The organism is Comamonas sp. 7D-2 (assembly GCF_022749555.1).
Classification (GTDB): domain Bacteria; phylum Pseudomonadota; class Gammaproteobacteria; order Burkholderiales; family Burkholderiaceae_C; genus Comamonas; species Comamonas thiooxydans.
The window spans coordinates 4,953,473-4,968,386 of sequence record NZ_CP094238.1; the positions used below are offsets into that span (position 1 = coordinate 4,953,473).

At 64.7% G+C, this 14,914-nt stretch carries 15 protein-coding genes; 5 read left to right on the top strand and 10 right to left on the bottom strand.

The genetic code is table 11. The features are described 5' to 3' along the window. Window positions 1-23: 23 nt before the first annotated feature. The 5 genes from MPZ60_RS22765 to MPZ60_RS22785 all read right to left on the bottom strand — a co-directional run bounded on the left by MPZ60_RS22765 (window position 24) and on the right by MPZ60_RS22785 (window position 5,382). Window positions 24-1,649, bottom strand: a complete 1,626-nt coding sequence (locus MPZ60_RS22765) for an MFS transporter (protein ID WP_034354876.1) — start codon at window positions 1,647-1,649, stop codon at window positions 24-26. After that, on the bottom strand, window positions 1,639-1,857 hold the full coding sequence (locus MPZ60_RS22770) for a hypothetical protein (RefSeq protein WP_034354878.1): 219 nt from the start codon (window positions 1,855-1,857) through the stop codon (window positions 1,639-1,641). The genes MPZ60_RS22765 and MPZ60_RS22770 overlap by 11 nt, the downstream gene beginning before the upstream one ends. Window position 1,858: 1 nt before the next feature. Continuing rightward, a complete protein-coding gene (locus tag MPZ60_RS22775; protein ID WP_034354880.1) occupies window positions 1,859-3,748 on the bottom strand; it encodes an amidohydrolase in 1,890 nt (629 codons plus the stop codon). 151 nt (window positions 3,749-3,899) lie between these two features. Continuing rightward, a complete protein-coding gene (locus MPZ60_RS22780) occupies window positions 3,900-4,577 on the bottom strand; it encodes an isochorismatase family protein (RefSeq protein WP_034354883.1) in 678 nt (225 codons plus the stop codon). 85 nt (window positions 4,578-4,662) lie between these two features. After that, window positions 4,663-5,382 carry a pirin family protein gene (locus MPZ60_RS22785; RefSeq protein WP_034354885.1) on the bottom strand — a complete coding sequence of 240 codons (720 nt, stop codon included), beginning with the start codon at window positions 5,380-5,382 and terminating at the stop codon, window positions 4,663-4,665. Window positions 5,383-5,560: 178 nt separating this feature from the next. On the opposite strand from MPZ60_RS22785, the gene MPZ60_RS22790 reads away from it, so the two are divergent. After that, window positions 5,561-6,463: a LysR family transcriptional regulator gene (locus MPZ60_RS22790; protein ID WP_034354888.1), complete on the top strand. Its 903-nt coding sequence runs from the start codon at window positions 5,561-5,563 to the stop codon at window positions 6,461-6,463. Between the two features lie 110 nt (window positions 6,464-6,573). On the opposite strand, the gene MPZ60_RS22795 is transcribed toward MPZ60_RS22790, so the two are convergent. The 3 genes from MPZ60_RS22795 to MPZ60_RS22805 form a co-directional block, all read right to left on the bottom strand. Then, the gene (locus MPZ60_RS22795) at window positions 6,574-7,548 is read right to left on the bottom strand and encodes a tripartite tricarboxylate transporter substrate binding protein (RefSeq protein ID WP_003068579.1); all 975 of its coding nucleotides are present in this window, start codon (window positions 7,546-7,548) and stop codon (window positions 6,574-6,576) included. 98 nt (window positions 7,549-7,646) lie between these two features. Further along, window positions 7,647-8,681: a TraB/GumN family protein gene (locus MPZ60_RS22800; protein WP_242607068.1), complete on the bottom strand. Its 1,035-nt coding sequence runs from the start codon at window positions 8,679-8,681 to the stop codon at window positions 7,647-7,649. A 24-nt stretch (window positions 8,682-8,705) separates the two neighbouring features. Next, window positions 8,706-9,776, bottom strand: a complete 1,071-nt coding sequence (locus MPZ60_RS22805) for a fumarylacetoacetate hydrolase family protein (RefSeq protein ID WP_034354891.1) — start codon at window positions 9,774-9,776, stop codon at window positions 8,706-8,708. Window positions 9,777-9,885: 109 nt separating this feature from the next. Here MPZ60_RS22805 and MPZ60_RS22810 point away from each other — a divergent pair, with 109 nt between their 5' ends. The 3 genes from MPZ60_RS22810 to MPZ60_RS22820 all read left to right on the top strand — a co-directional run bounded on the left by MPZ60_RS22810 (window position 9,886) and on the right by MPZ60_RS22820 (window position 12,438). Then, on the top strand, window positions 9,886-10,677 hold the full coding sequence (locus MPZ60_RS22810; RefSeq protein WP_034354893.1) for an IclR family transcriptional regulator: 792 nt from the start codon (window positions 9,886-9,888) through the stop codon (window positions 10,675-10,677). Window positions 10,678-10,702: 25 nt separating this feature from the next. After that, on the top strand, window positions 10,703-11,854 hold the full coding sequence (locus MPZ60_RS22815) for a DUF3108 domain-containing protein (protein ID WP_034354896.1): 1,152 nt from the start codon (window positions 10,703-10,705) through the stop codon (window positions 11,852-11,854). A gap of 284 nt (window positions 11,855-12,138) precedes the next feature. Further along, window positions 12,139-12,438 (top strand): DUF3567 domain-containing protein, encoded by a 300-nt coding sequence (locus MPZ60_RS22820; protein WP_003068569.1) that lies wholly within the window; start codon window positions 12,139-12,141, stop codon window positions 12,436-12,438. 84 nt (window positions 12,439-12,522) lie between these two features. Here the strand turns inward: MPZ60_RS22820 and MPZ60_RS22825 are convergent, their stop codons facing one another. Further along, window positions 12,523-12,732: a hypothetical protein gene (locus MPZ60_RS22825; RefSeq protein WP_231905886.1), complete on the bottom strand. Its 210-nt coding sequence runs from the start codon at window positions 12,730-12,732 to the stop codon at window positions 12,523-12,525. A 32-nt stretch (window positions 12,733-12,764) separates the two neighbouring features. Further along, complete coding sequence (locus tag MPZ60_RS22830; protein WP_034354901.1) at window positions 12,765-13,865, bottom strand: AbrB family transcriptional regulator; 1,101 nt, start codon at window positions 13,863-13,865, stop codon at window positions 12,765-12,767. Between the two features lie 147 nt (window positions 13,866-14,012). On the opposite strand from MPZ60_RS22830, the gene MPZ60_RS22835 reads away from it, so the two are divergent. Further along, window positions 14,013-14,909, top strand: coding sequence for a ChaN family lipoprotein (locus tag MPZ60_RS22835; RefSeq protein ID WP_034354904.1), 897 nt, complete (start codon window positions 14,013-14,015; stop codon window positions 14,907-14,909). Window positions 14,910-14,914 lie beyond the last annotated feature (5 nt).

The window sequence follows — 14,914 nt, forward strand, 5'->3', positions numbered from 1 at the left end:
ATGAATGCCGATTCCAGCGCCGCTCAGTGGGCGGGAGAACCCGTTCCCTGCTGGGCGCTGCGCGCATCCAGGGCCAGGAAATGGTGAACCACGGGCCTGTCCGGCCCCTGGTGGTAGCGCAAAGCGGCGGCCTGCAGATCGGCATCGGCCTTGGACACACGACCATGCTGGCGCAAGTGCTCAGCCCAGGATTCAACCAGGAACCACTCAATCACTCGACCGGGCTCGCCGGTGTGTTCGGCCACGCCCCAGGCATAAGCCCCATCGCGACGGCGCTCCTGGGCCACTTGCTGCATGGCCTGGAAAAAAGCGGCCAAATCTTCGTGGGCAATGCGGTATTCGATCTGAATCATGACCGGGCCACGATCATGAGCCACGGGTTCTGCCAGCAGGGGCTCGGGCCAGTGGTTGGACGGTTGCAGATCCGCCTCACCAGCTGGCAGCTTGACGCGGTGAAAGACCAGGGACACCAGCACCAGACCCAGGGCTCCGATCAGCAGCGTGACCGGCAGGCCCAGCTGGCCGGCAATCAGGCCCCAGCCCAGGCTGCCCAGGGCCATGGCTCCGTTGAATACCATCAGGTAGATGGCAAGACCCCGGCCGCGCACCCAGTTGGGCAGCACCGCCTGGGCCACACCGTTGAGTGTGGTCAGCGCAACAATCCAGCCCAGGCCCAGCACCAGCATCAGCGCCACGGCAGCCCACTGGGGCGGCGCAAGGGTCAGCATGCCCATGACCAAGGCCGTAACCACAGAAGCCAGCAACACCAGACCGTCGGTATCGAGACGCTTGCGCAGCTTGGGCAGCAGCACGGCGCCCAGGATGGCCCCGGCGCCCACAGCGCCCAGCATCACGCCATAAAAGCCGGCCGTGCCGCCCAGCATGCGCCGCGCCACCAGGGGCAGCAGGGCCCAGACCGAGCTGGCGAACAGGAAAAACACAGCGGCGCGCAGCAACACCACATGCAGCTCGCGGCTGGCACGGGCATAGCGCACACCGGCCCGGAAGGCGCCGAAGAACTGCTCGTTGAGCGCCGAAGCCTCGGCCTTGGGACGCTTCCACCAGATGAGGGCGGCGATCACGAACACATAGCTCAGCACATCAAGGCCGTAGGCCGCCGCGGCGCCGAAGCTGGCCAGCAGCAGGCCGCCGGCGGCCGGGCCGATGGCACGGGCGATGTTGATGCCCAGGGAGTTCAGGGCCACGGCGCTCTTGAGTTCGCTGCGCGGCACCAGCTCGGGCACGATGGACTGCCAGGTCGGTCCCATGAGGGCGGCGCCAATGCCGCCCACAAAGGTCAGGGCCACCAGGTATTCCACCGTGAGGGTGTTGGTCTGGGCAAGCACCAGCAGCGTGCCGCTGACGGCGCCCAGCAACACCTGCACGCCGATGAGGAAACGACGGCGGTCCAGGATGTCGGACAGCACGCCGGCCGGGATGGCCAGCAGAAAGACTGGCAGCGTGGCCGCCGTCTGGATCAGGGCCACGGCCGTGGGGCTGGACGAGAGCTCGGTCACCATCCAGGCGCTGGCCACATCGCGCATGAAGCTGCCGATATTGCCCAGCACCGTGGCGGCCCACAGCACTGCAAAGACGGGAATGGCCAGGGGCGCGAAGCTGCCCGAGGCGGTTTTTTGGTTATCCGGCATGGGAGTCTCCTAGATCGTGCCAGGCGACGAGCAACATGCCGCCGACCAGGCCCCAGTGTTCAAAAAATGCGTTGGCAGCACGCTGGCGCTCGGCCTGCGGCGCTGCCCGGAAGCGGTCGGCCAGCAAGGCTGCCAGCACCGTGAAACCGGCGAGGGCCAGCGGCTGCACCCAGGGGGCGGGGGCTGCGGCATACAGCGTCTCGCCCATCTCACAACGCCCAGCAGGCGCAGCCCAGGGCGCCCCAGAAGCCCTTGAGATCGGCCACGGGCAGCTTGCTGCTCCAGGCCGTGGCGTGGGCATGGCCATGCATGTTGCAGCTACTGGCGCAGCCGCAGTTTGCTGCCGCGTTGCGCATCACGGACTGCAGCGGCGTGCCTTCCTGCATACCCCAGGCGCCATAGCCCTTGAAGGTGCGCACGGGCGACCAGTCGGGCATGGCCAGGGGCGGGGCCGACTCATCGAGGTCGGCGAAGGCACCAGCGCCGTAGACCACCTTGCCGCCCACCACGGTGAGCAGGGCCGAGGTGTCGGCGATGTCGGACTCGGGGCAGGCGAAGAAATCGCGATCAGGAACGATGAGGTCGGCCAGCTGGCCCACCTGGATGCGGCCCTTCTTGCCCTGTTCGTTGCTGAACCAGGTGACGTTTTCGGTCCACATGCGCAAGGCCTGGTCGCGGGTGAGGCAATTGCGCTGAGGCGTGAGCTGCAGGCCACCCACGGTCTTGCCCGTGACGAGCCATGACAGCGAGACCCAGGGGTTGTAGCTGGCGACGCGGGTGGCGTCGGTGCCGGCAGACACGTTCACGCCTTTTTCCAGCATGCGCTTGACAGGCGGTGTGGCTTCGGCCGCAGCCGCGCCATAGCGCTCGACGAAGTATTCGCCCTGGTAGGCCATGCGGTGCTGCACGGCAACGCCTCCGCCCAGGGCCGCGATGCGGTCGATGGACTTCTCGGAGATGGTTTCGGCGTGGTCGAAGAACCAGTTCAGACCGGCCAGGGGAATGTCTTCATTGACCTTCTCGAACACATCGAGCGCGCGATCGATGGTCTCGTCGTAGGTGGCGTGCATGCGCCAGGGCCAGCGGTTCTGTGCCAGGATGCGCACCACTTCTTCGAGCTCGCCTTCCATGCCGGGCGCCAGCTCGGGCTGGGGCTGGCGGAAGTCCTCGAAGTCGGCAGCCGAGAACACCAGCATCTCGCCTGCGCCGTTGTGGCGGAAGTAGTCCGTGCCCTGCTTGTACTGCGAGGTGGCGGTCCAGCGCAGAAAGTCGTCCTTCTCTTCCTTGGGCTTTTGCGTGAACAGGTTGTAGGCCAGGCGGATGGTGAGCTGGTCGGCATCGGCCAGTTCCTGGATCACGTCGTAGTCGTCTGGGTAGTTCTGCATGCCGCCGCCCGCGTCGATGGCACCGGTCACGCCCAGGCGGTTGAGTTCGCGCATGAAGTGGCGTGTGGAGTTGAGCTGGTAGTCGCGCGGCAGCTTGGGGCCCTTGGCCAGCGTGGCGTAGAGGATGGAGGCGTTGGGCTTGGCCAGCAGCAGGCCCGTGGGGTTGCCGGCGCTGTCGCGCAGGATCTGGCCACCGGGCGGCTCGGGCGTGTCCTTGGTGTAGCCCACGGCGCGCAGGGCAGCGGCGTTGAGCAGGGCACGGTCATACAGGTGCAGGATGAAGACCGGGGTGTCGGGTGCCACGGTATTCAGCTCGGCCAGCGTGGGCAGACGCTTTTCCACGAACTGGTGCTCGCTGAAGCCGCCCACAACGCGCACCCACTGGGGCGCAGGGGTCACGTCCACCTGAGCCTTGAGCATGGCCATGGCATCGGCCAGGCTCTTCACGCCGTCCCAGCGCAGCTCCATGTTGAAGTTCAGGCCGCCGCGGATCAGATGCAGGTGATTATCTATCAAACCCGGCAGAGCGCTACGTCCGCCCAGATCGATGCGCCTGGTCTGCGGGCCGGCCAGAGGCAGGACCTCGCGGTCGCTGCCGACGGCGCTGAAGCGCCCCCGGCTCACGGCCACGGCCGTGGCCGCGGGCTTGCTGCGGTCCAGCGTGGTGAAACGGCCGTTGAACAGGATCAGATCGGGGGCGGAGGGCAGGGTCATGGAGGTCTCCGGTGGTTCAGCGGCGCCAAAAGTGCGCCAGATTTCTTGGCGAGCAGACCAAGGTCGCATTGAGGACCGCATCCGTACATGCGTACGGCGAGAACCGCGGGCGCGAGATCGGTCTGCGCTGCAGAAAGATGATGTGCTCTTTTTAGCCTTCGTGGGCGCCGAACATGGTCTTGGCGTAAGTGATGCCTATGCCGTAGCCGCCACCCAGCTTCTTGGCGATGCCCGTGGTCATGTCATAGGTCTCGGTACGGGCCCAGTCACGCTGCATTTCCAGCAGGTACTGCAGCGACGTGATGGGCTGGGCGCCGGCCTGCACCATGCGCTCCATGGCACGGTTATGGGCTTCGGTGGAAATGTCGCCGCAGGCATCGGCGATCACGAAGACCTCAAAACCCTGGTCCAGCGCCGACAGGGCCGGTCCGACGATGCACACGCTGGTCCACAGGCCGGCCAGCACGATGCGAGGCTTGCCGATCTCGTTGACCTTCCGGATCACAGCATCGTCTTCCCAGGTATTCATCGAGGTGCGGTCCAGCAGGGTCTGGCCGGGAAAAGGCGCGGTCACTTCCTCGAACATGGGGCCGGAGAAGCTTTTTTCTGCCACGGTGGTCAGGATGGTCGAGGCACCGAAGCCGGCTGCGGCCGAAGCGACCAGGGCGGCGTTGGAACGCAGCTGCACGGGATCGATGGAGTGCGTGGCAAAAGCCATCTGCGACTGGAAGTCGATCATGATCAGCGTGTGGTCATGGGGGTTGAGCAGCTTGGCACCGGGCTTGGCGACGGCGACGGGACGGGCGATGGAGGCATTGGCGTTGGTCATGGTGAAACTCCTGGGTAAAAGGTGAGCGAGAGGCTGCAGGGGAAACAGGAAAGCAGGATGAAAGCCGGGGTGTGAAAGCCGGTGCTTACAAGCTGGGCAGTTCACGAGGACGCAGGTCAAAGACCAGCACCTCGGCCTGCTCGCCCTGATCGAAGCGCAGAGCCCCGGCGTTGCGGATGCGGGCGCCGTCGCCTTCGGACAGGCGCTCGCCGTTCACGCTGATACTGCCGCGGGCCACATGCACATAGACATGACGGTCGGAGCCCACATCGAGTTCGGCGGACTCTTCACCGTCGAACAGGCCGGCATAGACCCGTGCGTCCTGGCGCACGGCCAGCGTGCCGTCTGCGCCTTCGGGGGCGATGATCAGGCGCAGGCGGCCGCGCTTGTCGGCATCGTCCACATGGACCTGCTGATAGCGTGGAGCTGCGCCGCGTTCGGCGGGCACGATCCAGATCTGCAGAAAGTGCACCGGGTCCTGGGCCGAGTGGTTGAATTCGCTGTGCTCCACGCCGGTGCCGGCGCTCATCATCTGCACGTCGCCGGGACGGATCACCGAGCCCGTGCCCATGGAGTCCTTGTGCTCCAGGGCGCCGTCGAGCACATAGGAGAAGATTTCCATGTCGCGGTGGCCGTGGGTACCGAAGCCCTGACCAGGGGACACATTGTCGTCATTGATGACCAGCAGATCCGAAAAGCCTTGCTGATTGGCATCGCGGTAATGGCCGAAGGAGAAGGTGTGGCGCGATTGCAGCCAGCCATGGTTGGCACGGCCGCGGTGGTTGGATTGGCGAACTTCAAGCATTGATATCTCCTTAACAATCGATGGCGTTCACACTTGCTGCAGCAGGCCCGTCTGCCTTGTATCGCTGCGTTTCGTGTTGCGATGCATGAAGTATCGGTGGCCTTATCGGCGCCTATGCTGAAAGAAAATTCCCTGAATCATCGATAATTTCGATGATTGTTTTTTACGCACTCAAAGCATGCTCAAACTCTCTCTGGAAGCCATAGAACTGGTGGACACCATTGCCCGCCATGGCTCGTTCGCCGGTGCGGCAGAGCGTCTGCACAAAGTACCTTCGACCATCTCCTATGCCGTGTCCAAGCTCGAGGAACAGCTGGGTCTGAACCTGTTTGTGCGCAACGGCCCGCGTGTCAGTCTCACGCCCGCGGGCGAGGAATTGCTCAAGGAAGGGCGCTGGCTGCTGGCAGCTGCGCGTCAGCTCGAGTCGCGACTGCGCCAGATCGCCACGGGATTCGAGACCGAGGTCCGCCTGGTGCACGACTCGCTGATCCCCACGAGCGCCTTCGGCGCCGACATCCAGGCATTCGAGGCGCTGAACAGCGGCACGCGGCTGCGCATCGGCAGCGAGACCCTGACGGGCACCTGGGAAGCCTTGCGCGAAGGCCGGGCCGACCTGATCGTGGCGGCGGGCGAGGGTCCGGCCGGTGGTGGCCACAAGGCCGTGGCCGTGGGCCAGCTCGATTTCGTGTTCTGCGTGACTGCCAGCCACCCGCTGGCGCGTCTTGGCCGTCCGCTGGCGCGCGCCGACCTGCTGGAGCACACCGCCGTGGTGGTGGGCGACGGCGCCCGTTCGCTGACCGACCGCACCGTGGGTCTGCTCACCGGTCAGCGGCGCATCACCGTGCCCGATATGCAGGCCAAGATAGCCTGCCAGGCCGCCGGCCTGGGCCACGGCTTTGTGCCACGCGCATGCGTGCGTGTGGAGCTGGAGACCGGGGTACTGGTAGAACTGGCGGTGGAAGAACCGCGACCGCCCGAAACCTTCTGGCTGGCTTGGCGCAGCGATGCCCCCGGCCGGGCCCAGCAATGGTGGCGCGAGCGCCTGAGCCGCCCACTGCTGCCCGGCATACTTCCCTACTGAAAACGGCCCTGCAACTCAAGGTGGCAGGGCCGCTACGATGCAAGCCGACGAGGTCTGCGGCAACGGCTCAAGCCATGCCCAGAACCTCGCGAAGCTCAGGAAGGAGGCGATCAGTCCAGCTTCACGCCGGCCGCCTTGATGACCTCACCCCAGCGCTTGGCTTCGGTGCGCGCCAGCTGGTGGAACTGCTCGGGCGTGCCAGGCAGGGCTTCCATGCCGAAGTCGGCCATGCGCTTGACCACGTCAGGGTCCTTGAGGGCTTTTTGCAGGTCTGCGTTGAGGCGCTGCACGATGGCTGGCGGCAAGCCCTTGGGACCCAGAATGCCCTGGAAGGCATAGACCTCGGAATCCTTGAGACCCAGTTCGGCCAGCGTGGGCACATTGGGCAGATTGGGCACGCGCTTGGCCGTGCCTATGGCCAGGGCCCGCACCTTGCCGGACTGGATCACGGGCAGGCCCGATGCCAGATCCAGGAACATGCAAGGCACCTGGCCGCCCATCACATCGGCCAGCGCGGGCGCGGCACCCTTGTAGGGGATATGGGTCAGACTGGTGCCGGTGCGGTTCTTGAACAGCTCCATGGCCAGATGGTGAGGCGAGCCATTGCCGGGCGAGGCGTAGTTGAGCTTGCCGGGGTTGGCCTTGGCATAGGCCAGGAATTCCTTGAAATCCTTGGCTTCGAACGCAGGGTTGACCACCAGCGCCATGGGGAAGCGGCTGATGCCGCCCACATAGGTGAAATCCTTGTCGGGGCTGAAGGGCAGCTTGCTGAACAGGTGCTCGTTGAACGCCAGGATGGCGTTGTCGGCCGACATGATGGTGTAGCCATCGGGCTTGGCCGCGGCAACGAGCTGGCCGCCGATATTCGTCGAGGCACCGGGACGGTTGTCCACCACGATGGTCTGGTTCAGCGTCTTGCGCATGGATTCGGCCACCGTGCGGGCCAGCACATCGGTGCCGCCTCCGGGTGGGTAGGGAACGACCCAGCGCACAGGGTTGGCGGGCCAGTCCTGCGCCATGGCAAAGGGGGATGCGGCAGCAGCCGAGCTGGCTGCCACGGCAGCCAGGAATTGACGACGATCCATCGTTTGTCTCCTTGAGGGTGATGTAGGGGGTTGTGGAATGATTTTTAGACCCCGCCAGGCGGCCTTTTCTATTAATTGATAGCTGCCTGCGCTTGTCTCTATTCGGTTTGAATCGGTTTTGACTCTGATTTCTGTATGGGTGGCAGTTTGAAGCTCACGCGCTCGACCTGATAGCCTTTCTGACGCAGCAGCTCGGGCAGGCCCTTGGGCCCGACCATGTGCAGCGCTCCCACGGCGGCAAACACGGTCTTGCCCTGCTGGAGCTGACGCACAATGCCGTCTGCCATACCCGGATTGCGTCCATCCATGAGGCGCGCGTACTTGAGCCGGTCACGCTCGGTCTTGATGCAGTCGCACCAGTCGGCATAGTTCTCCAGCTGTTTTTCGTTGCCGCTTGCCCAGATGTTCGCCAGCTGTTGCAGGATTTCCGGGGACTTGGGATCTTCGAGCTGCTCCAGCCCATCGCGCACGCTTTCCTGTACCTCCAAGGGATCGTCGGAAAGCAGCTCCTCGAGCTGGATCTGCGCCGACTCCAGCCCCAGCACAGGCTTGCGCACGGCACCGGCCAGGCTCGCCAGCTGCAGATCGGCGCCGAATTCGACCATCAGCCCATGCTTGCGGCCCAGCTGGCTGACCAGTCCCAGCAGTTGGGCGTCCGGACGTTGCACGCTCAGATGCTCGGCACAGGCTCGCTTGCGCTGCTGCGCCAGCCGGGCGTCCAGATCTGCGGGCAGCGCAGGGGCGTCGACACGGGCCTGGAAGCCGTCGATCAACTGCTGCATGACCTGCGGATTCAGCACATCCAGCTCCAGCGCCAGCAAATCCGTCGCAACCATGGCACGCAAAATGGTGCGGCCGGGCAAGATCCACTCCCGCTTGCCCACATGCAAAGTGCCGTAAAGCCAGCTGGTGCGCTCGCCGTCCTGCACGCGCCAGAGCAGGCCTCTGTCCTGCATCTGGGGGGCCATGGCCTGCACTTCGGCCGGCGTTGGCGGACTGAACGGCGGCGGGCAACTGACTGCAGGTTCGGCGGCAGGCTCTGCCGCCATGGACAGGCCCGTCAACAAAGCGAACGCTATGGCCGACACGGCCTTCAGAGGCGAAATCCAGCGCGAGAGATTCAGACTTGGCATGGGCATGGCGGCAGCAACGAGGGCTTAGTCTTCAGAGCTATCCAGAGGCTGAGCTTCGGGCAAGTCATCCTTGCTGCCGCCGGGCGGCGCAATGTTCTGGTCGATGGCGCCGAAGATGCTCTGGCCGTCCTTGCCCTTCATCTCGATGCGGATGGTGTCGCCGAACTGCATGAACTCGGTCTTGGGTGCGCCGTCCTGAATGGTCTCTATGCAGCGCTTTTCGGCGATGCAGCTATAGCCCTTGGGCCATTCCACGCGCTTGTTCTTGCCGCTGCCGGTCTCCACGCCCTTGTTGCTCACCGTGCCGCTGCCCACGATGGAGCCGGCACGTACATTGCGGGTCTTGGCGATATGGGCGATCAGCTGGCCGAAGTGAAAAGTCATCTCCTCGCCCGCATCGCACATGCCGACCTTGCGGCCGTTCCAGGTGCTCTGCAGCGTCAGATGCAGACGACCGCCCTTCCAGGCATCGCCCAGCTCGTCAAGTGTCACGGCCACAGGGCTGAAGGCCGTGGCGGGCTTGCTCTGGAAAAAGCCGAAACCCTTGGCCAGTTCGCCAGGTATCAGATTGCGCAGGCTCACGTCATTGGCCAGCATGACGAGACGAACGCCGTCCAGCGCATCCTTGGCATCCGTGCCCATGGGCACATCGCCGGTGACGACGGCAATCTCTGCCTCGAAGTCTATGCCCATGGCCGCGCTGGGCACGATCACATCGTCGCAGGGGCCGATGAAATCATCGCTGCCGCCCTGGTACATCAACGGGTCGGTGTAGAAGTTGGCCGGCACCTCGGCATTGCGCGCCTTGCGCACCAACTCCACATGGTTGATATAGGCCGAGCCATCGGCCCACTGATAAGCTCGTGGCAGCGGTGCCATGCAGCGCTGGGGATCGAAGAGAAACGCGTGGCGGGCCTTGCCGTGATTGAGTTCGTGCGACAGATCCTGCAGCTGGGGGGCCATATAGCTCCAGTCGTCCAGCACCTGCTGCATGCGGCTGGCAATACCGGTGGCATAGCAGGCCTGGCTCAGGTCACGCGAGACCACGACCAGTTGCCCGTCGCGCGAGCCATCCTTGTAGGTTGCCAGTTTCATTCTCTGTCCCTCTGCTCACGGCAGCGGTGCTGGCACAATGCCTGACAACGCTAGCCAAAATTACGATTGGTTAAATTGATTTAACTAAACAAAACACGATTCTATTGCAATGGAAAAGGAACGCGCAGGGATTCAGTCGGTCGAAGTGGGTTTCTCCCTCATCGAAGCGCTGGCGCAGGCCAGCGGCCCGCTGATGCTCAAGGATGTCGCCGCCGCCGCCGGCATGAGTGCCGCCAAGGCGCACCGCTATCTGGTGAGCTTTCAGCGCATCGGCCTGGTGGCGCAGGACGAGCGCAATTCGCGCTACGACCTGGGCCCTGCGGCGCTCAAGATCGGCCTGGCCTCCCTGGCCCGCCTCGACCCGGTGCGTCTGGCGCGGGAGCGCATTCCGGCGCTGCTCGAGACTCTCAACCACACGCTGGCCATTGCCGTCTGGGGCAACCATGGCCCGACCATCGTGCATTGGGAGGAATCGGCGCAGTCCGTCACTGCCAATCTGCGCCTGGGCGACGTCATGCCCATGCTGGCCTCGGCTACAGGGCGCTGCTTCGGTGCCTGGCTGCCGCGCGAGGCGACGGCCGCGTTGCTGGAGCCCGAGATCGAACGTGCGCGCAAGGCCAGGCGCCAGGACCTGCCCCAGACCGAAGAGGCCGTTGCGGACATGCTGGCCGAAGTCCGTGCGCGCGGCACGGCCCGCGTGGTCGACACCGTGCTGCCGGGCATCGTGGCCTTTTGCGTGCCGGTCTTCGATGCATCCGGCCATATCGTGCTGGGGCTGATGACCCTGGGCTCGCTGGCGACTTTCGACCCGGACTATGGTGGAGCCATAGACGCGCCACTGCAGGCGGCCGCCCGCCAGCTTTCCAGCGATCTGGGCTGGCGCGCCGATCCCAACCACTGAAACCTGCAATCTCAGAATCACGCTCATGGGCCGCTCCCCTCAGGCAAGCCAGGCACGCAAGACACTGCTGCCCATCACCGGCTTGGTGCTGGCAGCCCATGGGCTGTTGCTCTGGGGCCTGCCCGAACTAAGCCCGCCGGACAAAGTGGCGGACGACCAGATCGTGATGGAGACGCGCATGCTGCAGGCGCCCCCTCCTCCGCCGCCTGCACCCGCAGCGCCCAAACCGGCTCCAGCCCCGGCGCCCAAACCCCAGGCCTCACCCCGGGCGCCGGCTCCTGCTCCCGTGCCTGCCCCTGCACCGGACGAACAGGAATCAGAGCCAAATCCGCCTCCAGCCCAGGAACCACAAACGCAAGAAACTCCTGGAACAGAAGCACCCGCCAATACAGAGCTGCCCGCTGCTGCAGCAGAGCCGGCTCCCGAGCCCATGGCCGAGCCTCCCGAAGCCAATGGTGCCGACACGGCCCGCCCCATCCAGGTCACGCCCGCAGGCAGCGCGCCGCTGCCACCTGACTCTGTGCTGCCCGTCACCCTGCCCAACTCCGCCACGCTGGAGTTCAATGCCTCGGGTCAGGTCAAGGGTTTTCAATACTCGGCCGGCGCCCAGCTGCAATGGCAGCATGACGGCCAGTATTACCAGGCCAGGCAGTCGATCAGCATGTTCTTGCTCGGCGAGCGCGCCCAGACCAGCGAGGGGCTTATCACACCCAAGGGCCTGCAACCGCTCAACTTCAGCGACAAGGGGCGAAAAACCCAGTCCGCCGCCTTTGATGTGGCCAGTGGCAAGGCACACTACAGCGGCGGCCAGACCGATGCGGCCATCGGCGATGGCGTGCAGGACCGCCTCAGCGTGTTTCTACAGCTCTCGGCCCTGATGGCTGCCGCCCCCGATAAATACCCGCCAGGCACGCTGATAGAGCTGACCACCAGCAGCGCACGCTCGGCCGTGCGCTGGCAGTTCCGCGTGGGTGCCAGCGAGGCGCTGGAGCTGCCATTTGGCGGCGTCATGGCGCTGCGCCTGGACAAGCTGCCCGGCAAAAGCAGCAGCGACCAGCGCGGATCGGTCTGGCTGGCTCCGTCCATGCAATACCTGCCCGTGCGCATCAAGCTCACTCTGGGACAGGACGACTTTGTCGACCTGCAGCTCAGGAAATATCTGCCCGCGCCGCAATAGCCTCCATGCCGCAGCCTGGCGTAAACCCCGGGAGCACCGCGCCCAAAGCGCTCACTCACCTCCCAGCCAAGGCCTGCAACCTGCATCGGCTCGGGCTGAACGCTGTCGCGCCATTCAAGGACTTGCCTACTACAGATCGGGAAAGCCAGTTGCCCACAACCATGCCAAATCCATGGAATACTGTGCCCAAGTGCCAAGAGCAGGCATTTCCACCTTGAAATGCGGCACCCTGTCGCCATATCCATGGCAGGCATGCTCATAACGGAAGTGAAAGGAGGAACACCATGCAAATGCTTTACGACTCTGAATCCTTTGCGGTGCTCCATCTGCGTCCCGATATGGAGGCAGACGTTCCGGCAGGCAAAGCCAAGGCCGAGACCGAGCAAGCCCATCAACTGCCGCGCCACGGCTTCGAAATCGTGGACAAGCGTTCGGGCAAGGAGGTGTATCTGGATGGTTCCTGGGCCGAAATGTTCCAGAAGCAGATCCTCGCCTGGCAGCAGGATGCCCCCACCGAGGAGGAGGTGGAGGAAATTCTCGACACCTACACGGGCCTGGCCCAGCAGCCGGTAATCATTCACTGAACACCTTGCAAAAAGCCACTCGAAAGAGTGGCTTTTTTGATGCCTGAAAACACACTCTAGTGCTTACCGGAAAAGCGCGATCCGCTATGACTTTCTGCACAACAGCATCAACACGCAGGCACTCAGCATGCAGCCAAAAAAGCCCAGCAGCCCCCCTGCCGCACCCAGCGCCAGCCAGTAGCCCCAGTCAATGCCTTGCTCTGCGCAGTGAATCTCGCACTGGGGGTTGTGCTCCCAGGCCATCCACATCAGAAGCCCGGCCATCACAAAGCCGGCGCATGCGCTGAGGATCAAGACCGACTTCCAGGGATTTCGCCTACCGCGGATCATGGCCTCGCTCCTGGCAGTGCTCTGTTCAGCCATCGGTACAGCGGCGCTACCAGCAGCAGCACGGCAATCAGCCGGCAGACCTGAAAGGCCGTGACCACGGGCACGCCCAGTTGCAGGACCTTGGCGGTGATGGCCATCTCGGTAATGCCACCCGGCGATGTGCCCAGCAGCAAGGTCACCCAGGGCAGGCCGGTGGCCCAGTGCAGCAGCCAGGCAAAACCGGCGCAGACTGCCATCAACCCCACGGTACCCAGCGCCACCATGCCCAGCCAGCGCGGCGCCGTGTGCAGGAAATCACGTCGAAAGCGCACCCCCAGGCTGACGCCGATCACCAGCTGGGCGGCGTTCATCAGCCATTGCGGCACGGCGGACAGCTCCAGGCCTGCCATGGTCAAGCCCATGGATACGGCCAGCGCCCCCAGAAACCAGGGATTGGCACGCCTGAGCCTGAGCATCAGCAATGCCCCAGCGCCGGTGGCCAGCACCAGCCAGGCAAAGCCCGGCCATTGCACGGTGCGCACGCTGGGCAGCGTCAGGCCTGGGTCGCCCTGCAATCCCGACCATTGCAGTGCAAAGGGAATGCTCACCGTGACTATCACCAGCCGCAGGCTGTGTGCCGCGGCCACCAGATCAGTGCGCGCCTGCTCGCGCTCGGCCAGCAGCGTCATCTCCGAGGCCGCACCTATCGCGCCCGAGAAATAGGTCGTGGCGCGCAAGCGCTCTTCGTCCATGCCCGGTTGCGCCAGCATGGAGCCTGCCTGCACGCGATACAGCCAGCGCCCGAAGGCCCAGCCCAGCAACAGGGCCCAGGCAATGGCCAGCGCAATCGCCCACCACAGACCGGCGACCAGCTCGGTCACCGCAGGCGTGAAATACAGGCCCAGAGCGCAGCCTATCGTCCACTGCCCCAGATCGCGCAGCCTGGCCCAGCTTTGGGTGGGCGCCCCGCCAATCGATAGCAGGGAGACGGAAATCAGCGGCCCCAGCATCCAGGGCAGCGGCGTATGCAACACCAGACAGAGCTGGGCGGCCAGCCAGGCCAGCAGCAGGGTGGCGGCCACACGGGCCAGAAACGCGGGGGGAAGCAATACGGACATGTGCACGGGAATCCGGCAAGGCACGACAATGGACGCGCGACAGGGGCAATGCCCCGCAGTATCGCGGCAAAACTCGATGGGCAAAGCCGGTACGAAATCTACAGCTACGAAGCCATGCCCCGTCTCAGACGAACGCAATCAGCTCATATGTGGACTTTCATTTCTGCGGCGCAGCCGCGCCCGCGTTTCAAACCTTTGGCCCTGACAGCTCTAGCCAGCGCCCTGCTGCTGGGCGGCTGCGCCCATCAAAGCGCTCAGTTGACCTCCGACACCGAATGGCAGCAGACACTGGGGCAGTGGGCCGGAACACCAGTCATTCTGCTTGGCGAGCAGCATGACCAGATCGCCCATCATCAGTGGGAAGCCGCTACCGTGCGCCACCTGGCAGCGCAAGGCAGGCTCGCAGCCCTGGTGGTCGAGATGGCCCCCGCAGGCGGCAGCACCCGGAGCCTGCCCGCATCGGCCAGCGATGAGGAGGTGAAAACTGCTCTGCAATGGACTCAGGGCGGCGGCCCGGGCGGCTGGCCCTGGCAGGACTATGGCCCGGTGGTGATGGCTGCCGTGAAAGCCGGCGTGCCCGTGCTCGGCGGCAATCTGCCGCGTACCCGGATGAAGCAGGCCATGGGCGAGTCCCGCTACGACGGACACCTGCCGGCTGCGGGCTGGCAGCTGCAGCTCGACGCCATCAAGGATGGCCACTGCGGCCTGCTGCCCGAATCGCAGTTCGCGCCCATGGCCCGCATTCAGCTGGCTCGCGACGAAGCCATGGCCAGGGTGACTGAAACAGCGGTGCGCGAACTGGGCCAGCCCGGCAAAAGCGTGCTGCTGGTGGCGGGCCGTGGCCATGTGCGCAGCGATATCGGCGTGCCGACCTGGCTGCCCGGCGATTTCAAGCAAAAGGTGGCGATAGCCCAATCAGACAAGGCGCAGACTGCTATCGCCATGAAGGCAGACCAGTTGTTGACGCTGGAGGGCAACGCCTCCGAAGACCAATGCAGCCAACTGCGCGAACAGTGGAAGAGCAGACCTGCGCCCAAGCCTTGACGGGC

Coding starts and splice junctions, on each gene's coding strand:
- MPZ60_RS22765 (WP_034354876.1), bottom strand. CDS start 1,649: ATGCCGGATAACCAAAAAACCGCCTCGGGCAGCTTCGCGCCCCTGGCC.
- MPZ60_RS22770 (WP_034354878.1), bottom strand. CDS start 1,857: ATGGGCGAGACGCTGTATGCCGCAGCCCCCGCCCCCTGGGTGCAGCCG.
- MPZ60_RS22775 (WP_034354880.1), bottom strand. CDS start 3,748: ATGACCCTGCCCTCCGCCCCCGATCTGATCCTGTTCAACGGCCGTTTC.
- MPZ60_RS22780 (WP_034354883.1), bottom strand. CDS start 4,577: ATGACCAACGCCAATGCCTCCATCGCCCGTCCCGTCGCCGTCGCCAAG.
- MPZ60_RS22785 (WP_034354885.1), bottom strand. CDS start 5,382: ATGCTTGAAGTTCGCCAATCCAACCACCGCGGCCGTGCCAACCATGGC.
- MPZ60_RS22790 (WP_034354888.1), top strand. CDS start 5,561: ATGCTCAAACTCTCTCTGGAAGCCATAGAACTGGTGGACACCATTGCC.
- MPZ60_RS22795 (WP_003068579.1), bottom strand. CDS start 7,548: ATGGATCGTCGTCAATTCCTGGCTGCCGTGGCAGCCAGCTCGGCTGCT.
- MPZ60_RS22800 (WP_242607068.1), bottom strand. CDS start 8,681: ATGCCAAGTCTGAATCTCTCGCGCTGGATTTCGCCTCTGAAGGCCGTG.
- MPZ60_RS22805 (WP_034354891.1), bottom strand. CDS start 9,776: ATGAAACTGGCAACCTACAAGGATGGCTCGCGCGACGGGCAACTGGTC.
- MPZ60_RS22810 (WP_034354893.1), top strand. CDS start 9,886: ATGGAAAAGGAACGCGCAGGGATTCAGTCGGTCGAAGTGGGTTTCTCC.
- MPZ60_RS22815 (WP_034354896.1), top strand. CDS start 10,703: ATGGGCCGCTCCCCTCAGGCAAGCCAGGCACGCAAGACACTGCTGCCC.
- MPZ60_RS22820 (WP_003068569.1), top strand. CDS start 12,139: ATGCAAATGCTTTACGACTCTGAATCCTTTGCGGTGCTCCATCTGCGT.
- MPZ60_RS22830 (WP_034354901.1), bottom strand. CDS start 13,865: ATGTCCGTATTGCTTCCCCCCGCGTTTCTGGCCCGTGTGGCCGCCACC.
- MPZ60_RS22835 (WP_034354904.1), top strand. CDS start 14,013: ATGTGGACTTTCATTTCTGCGGCGCAGCCGCGCCCGCGTTTCAAACCT.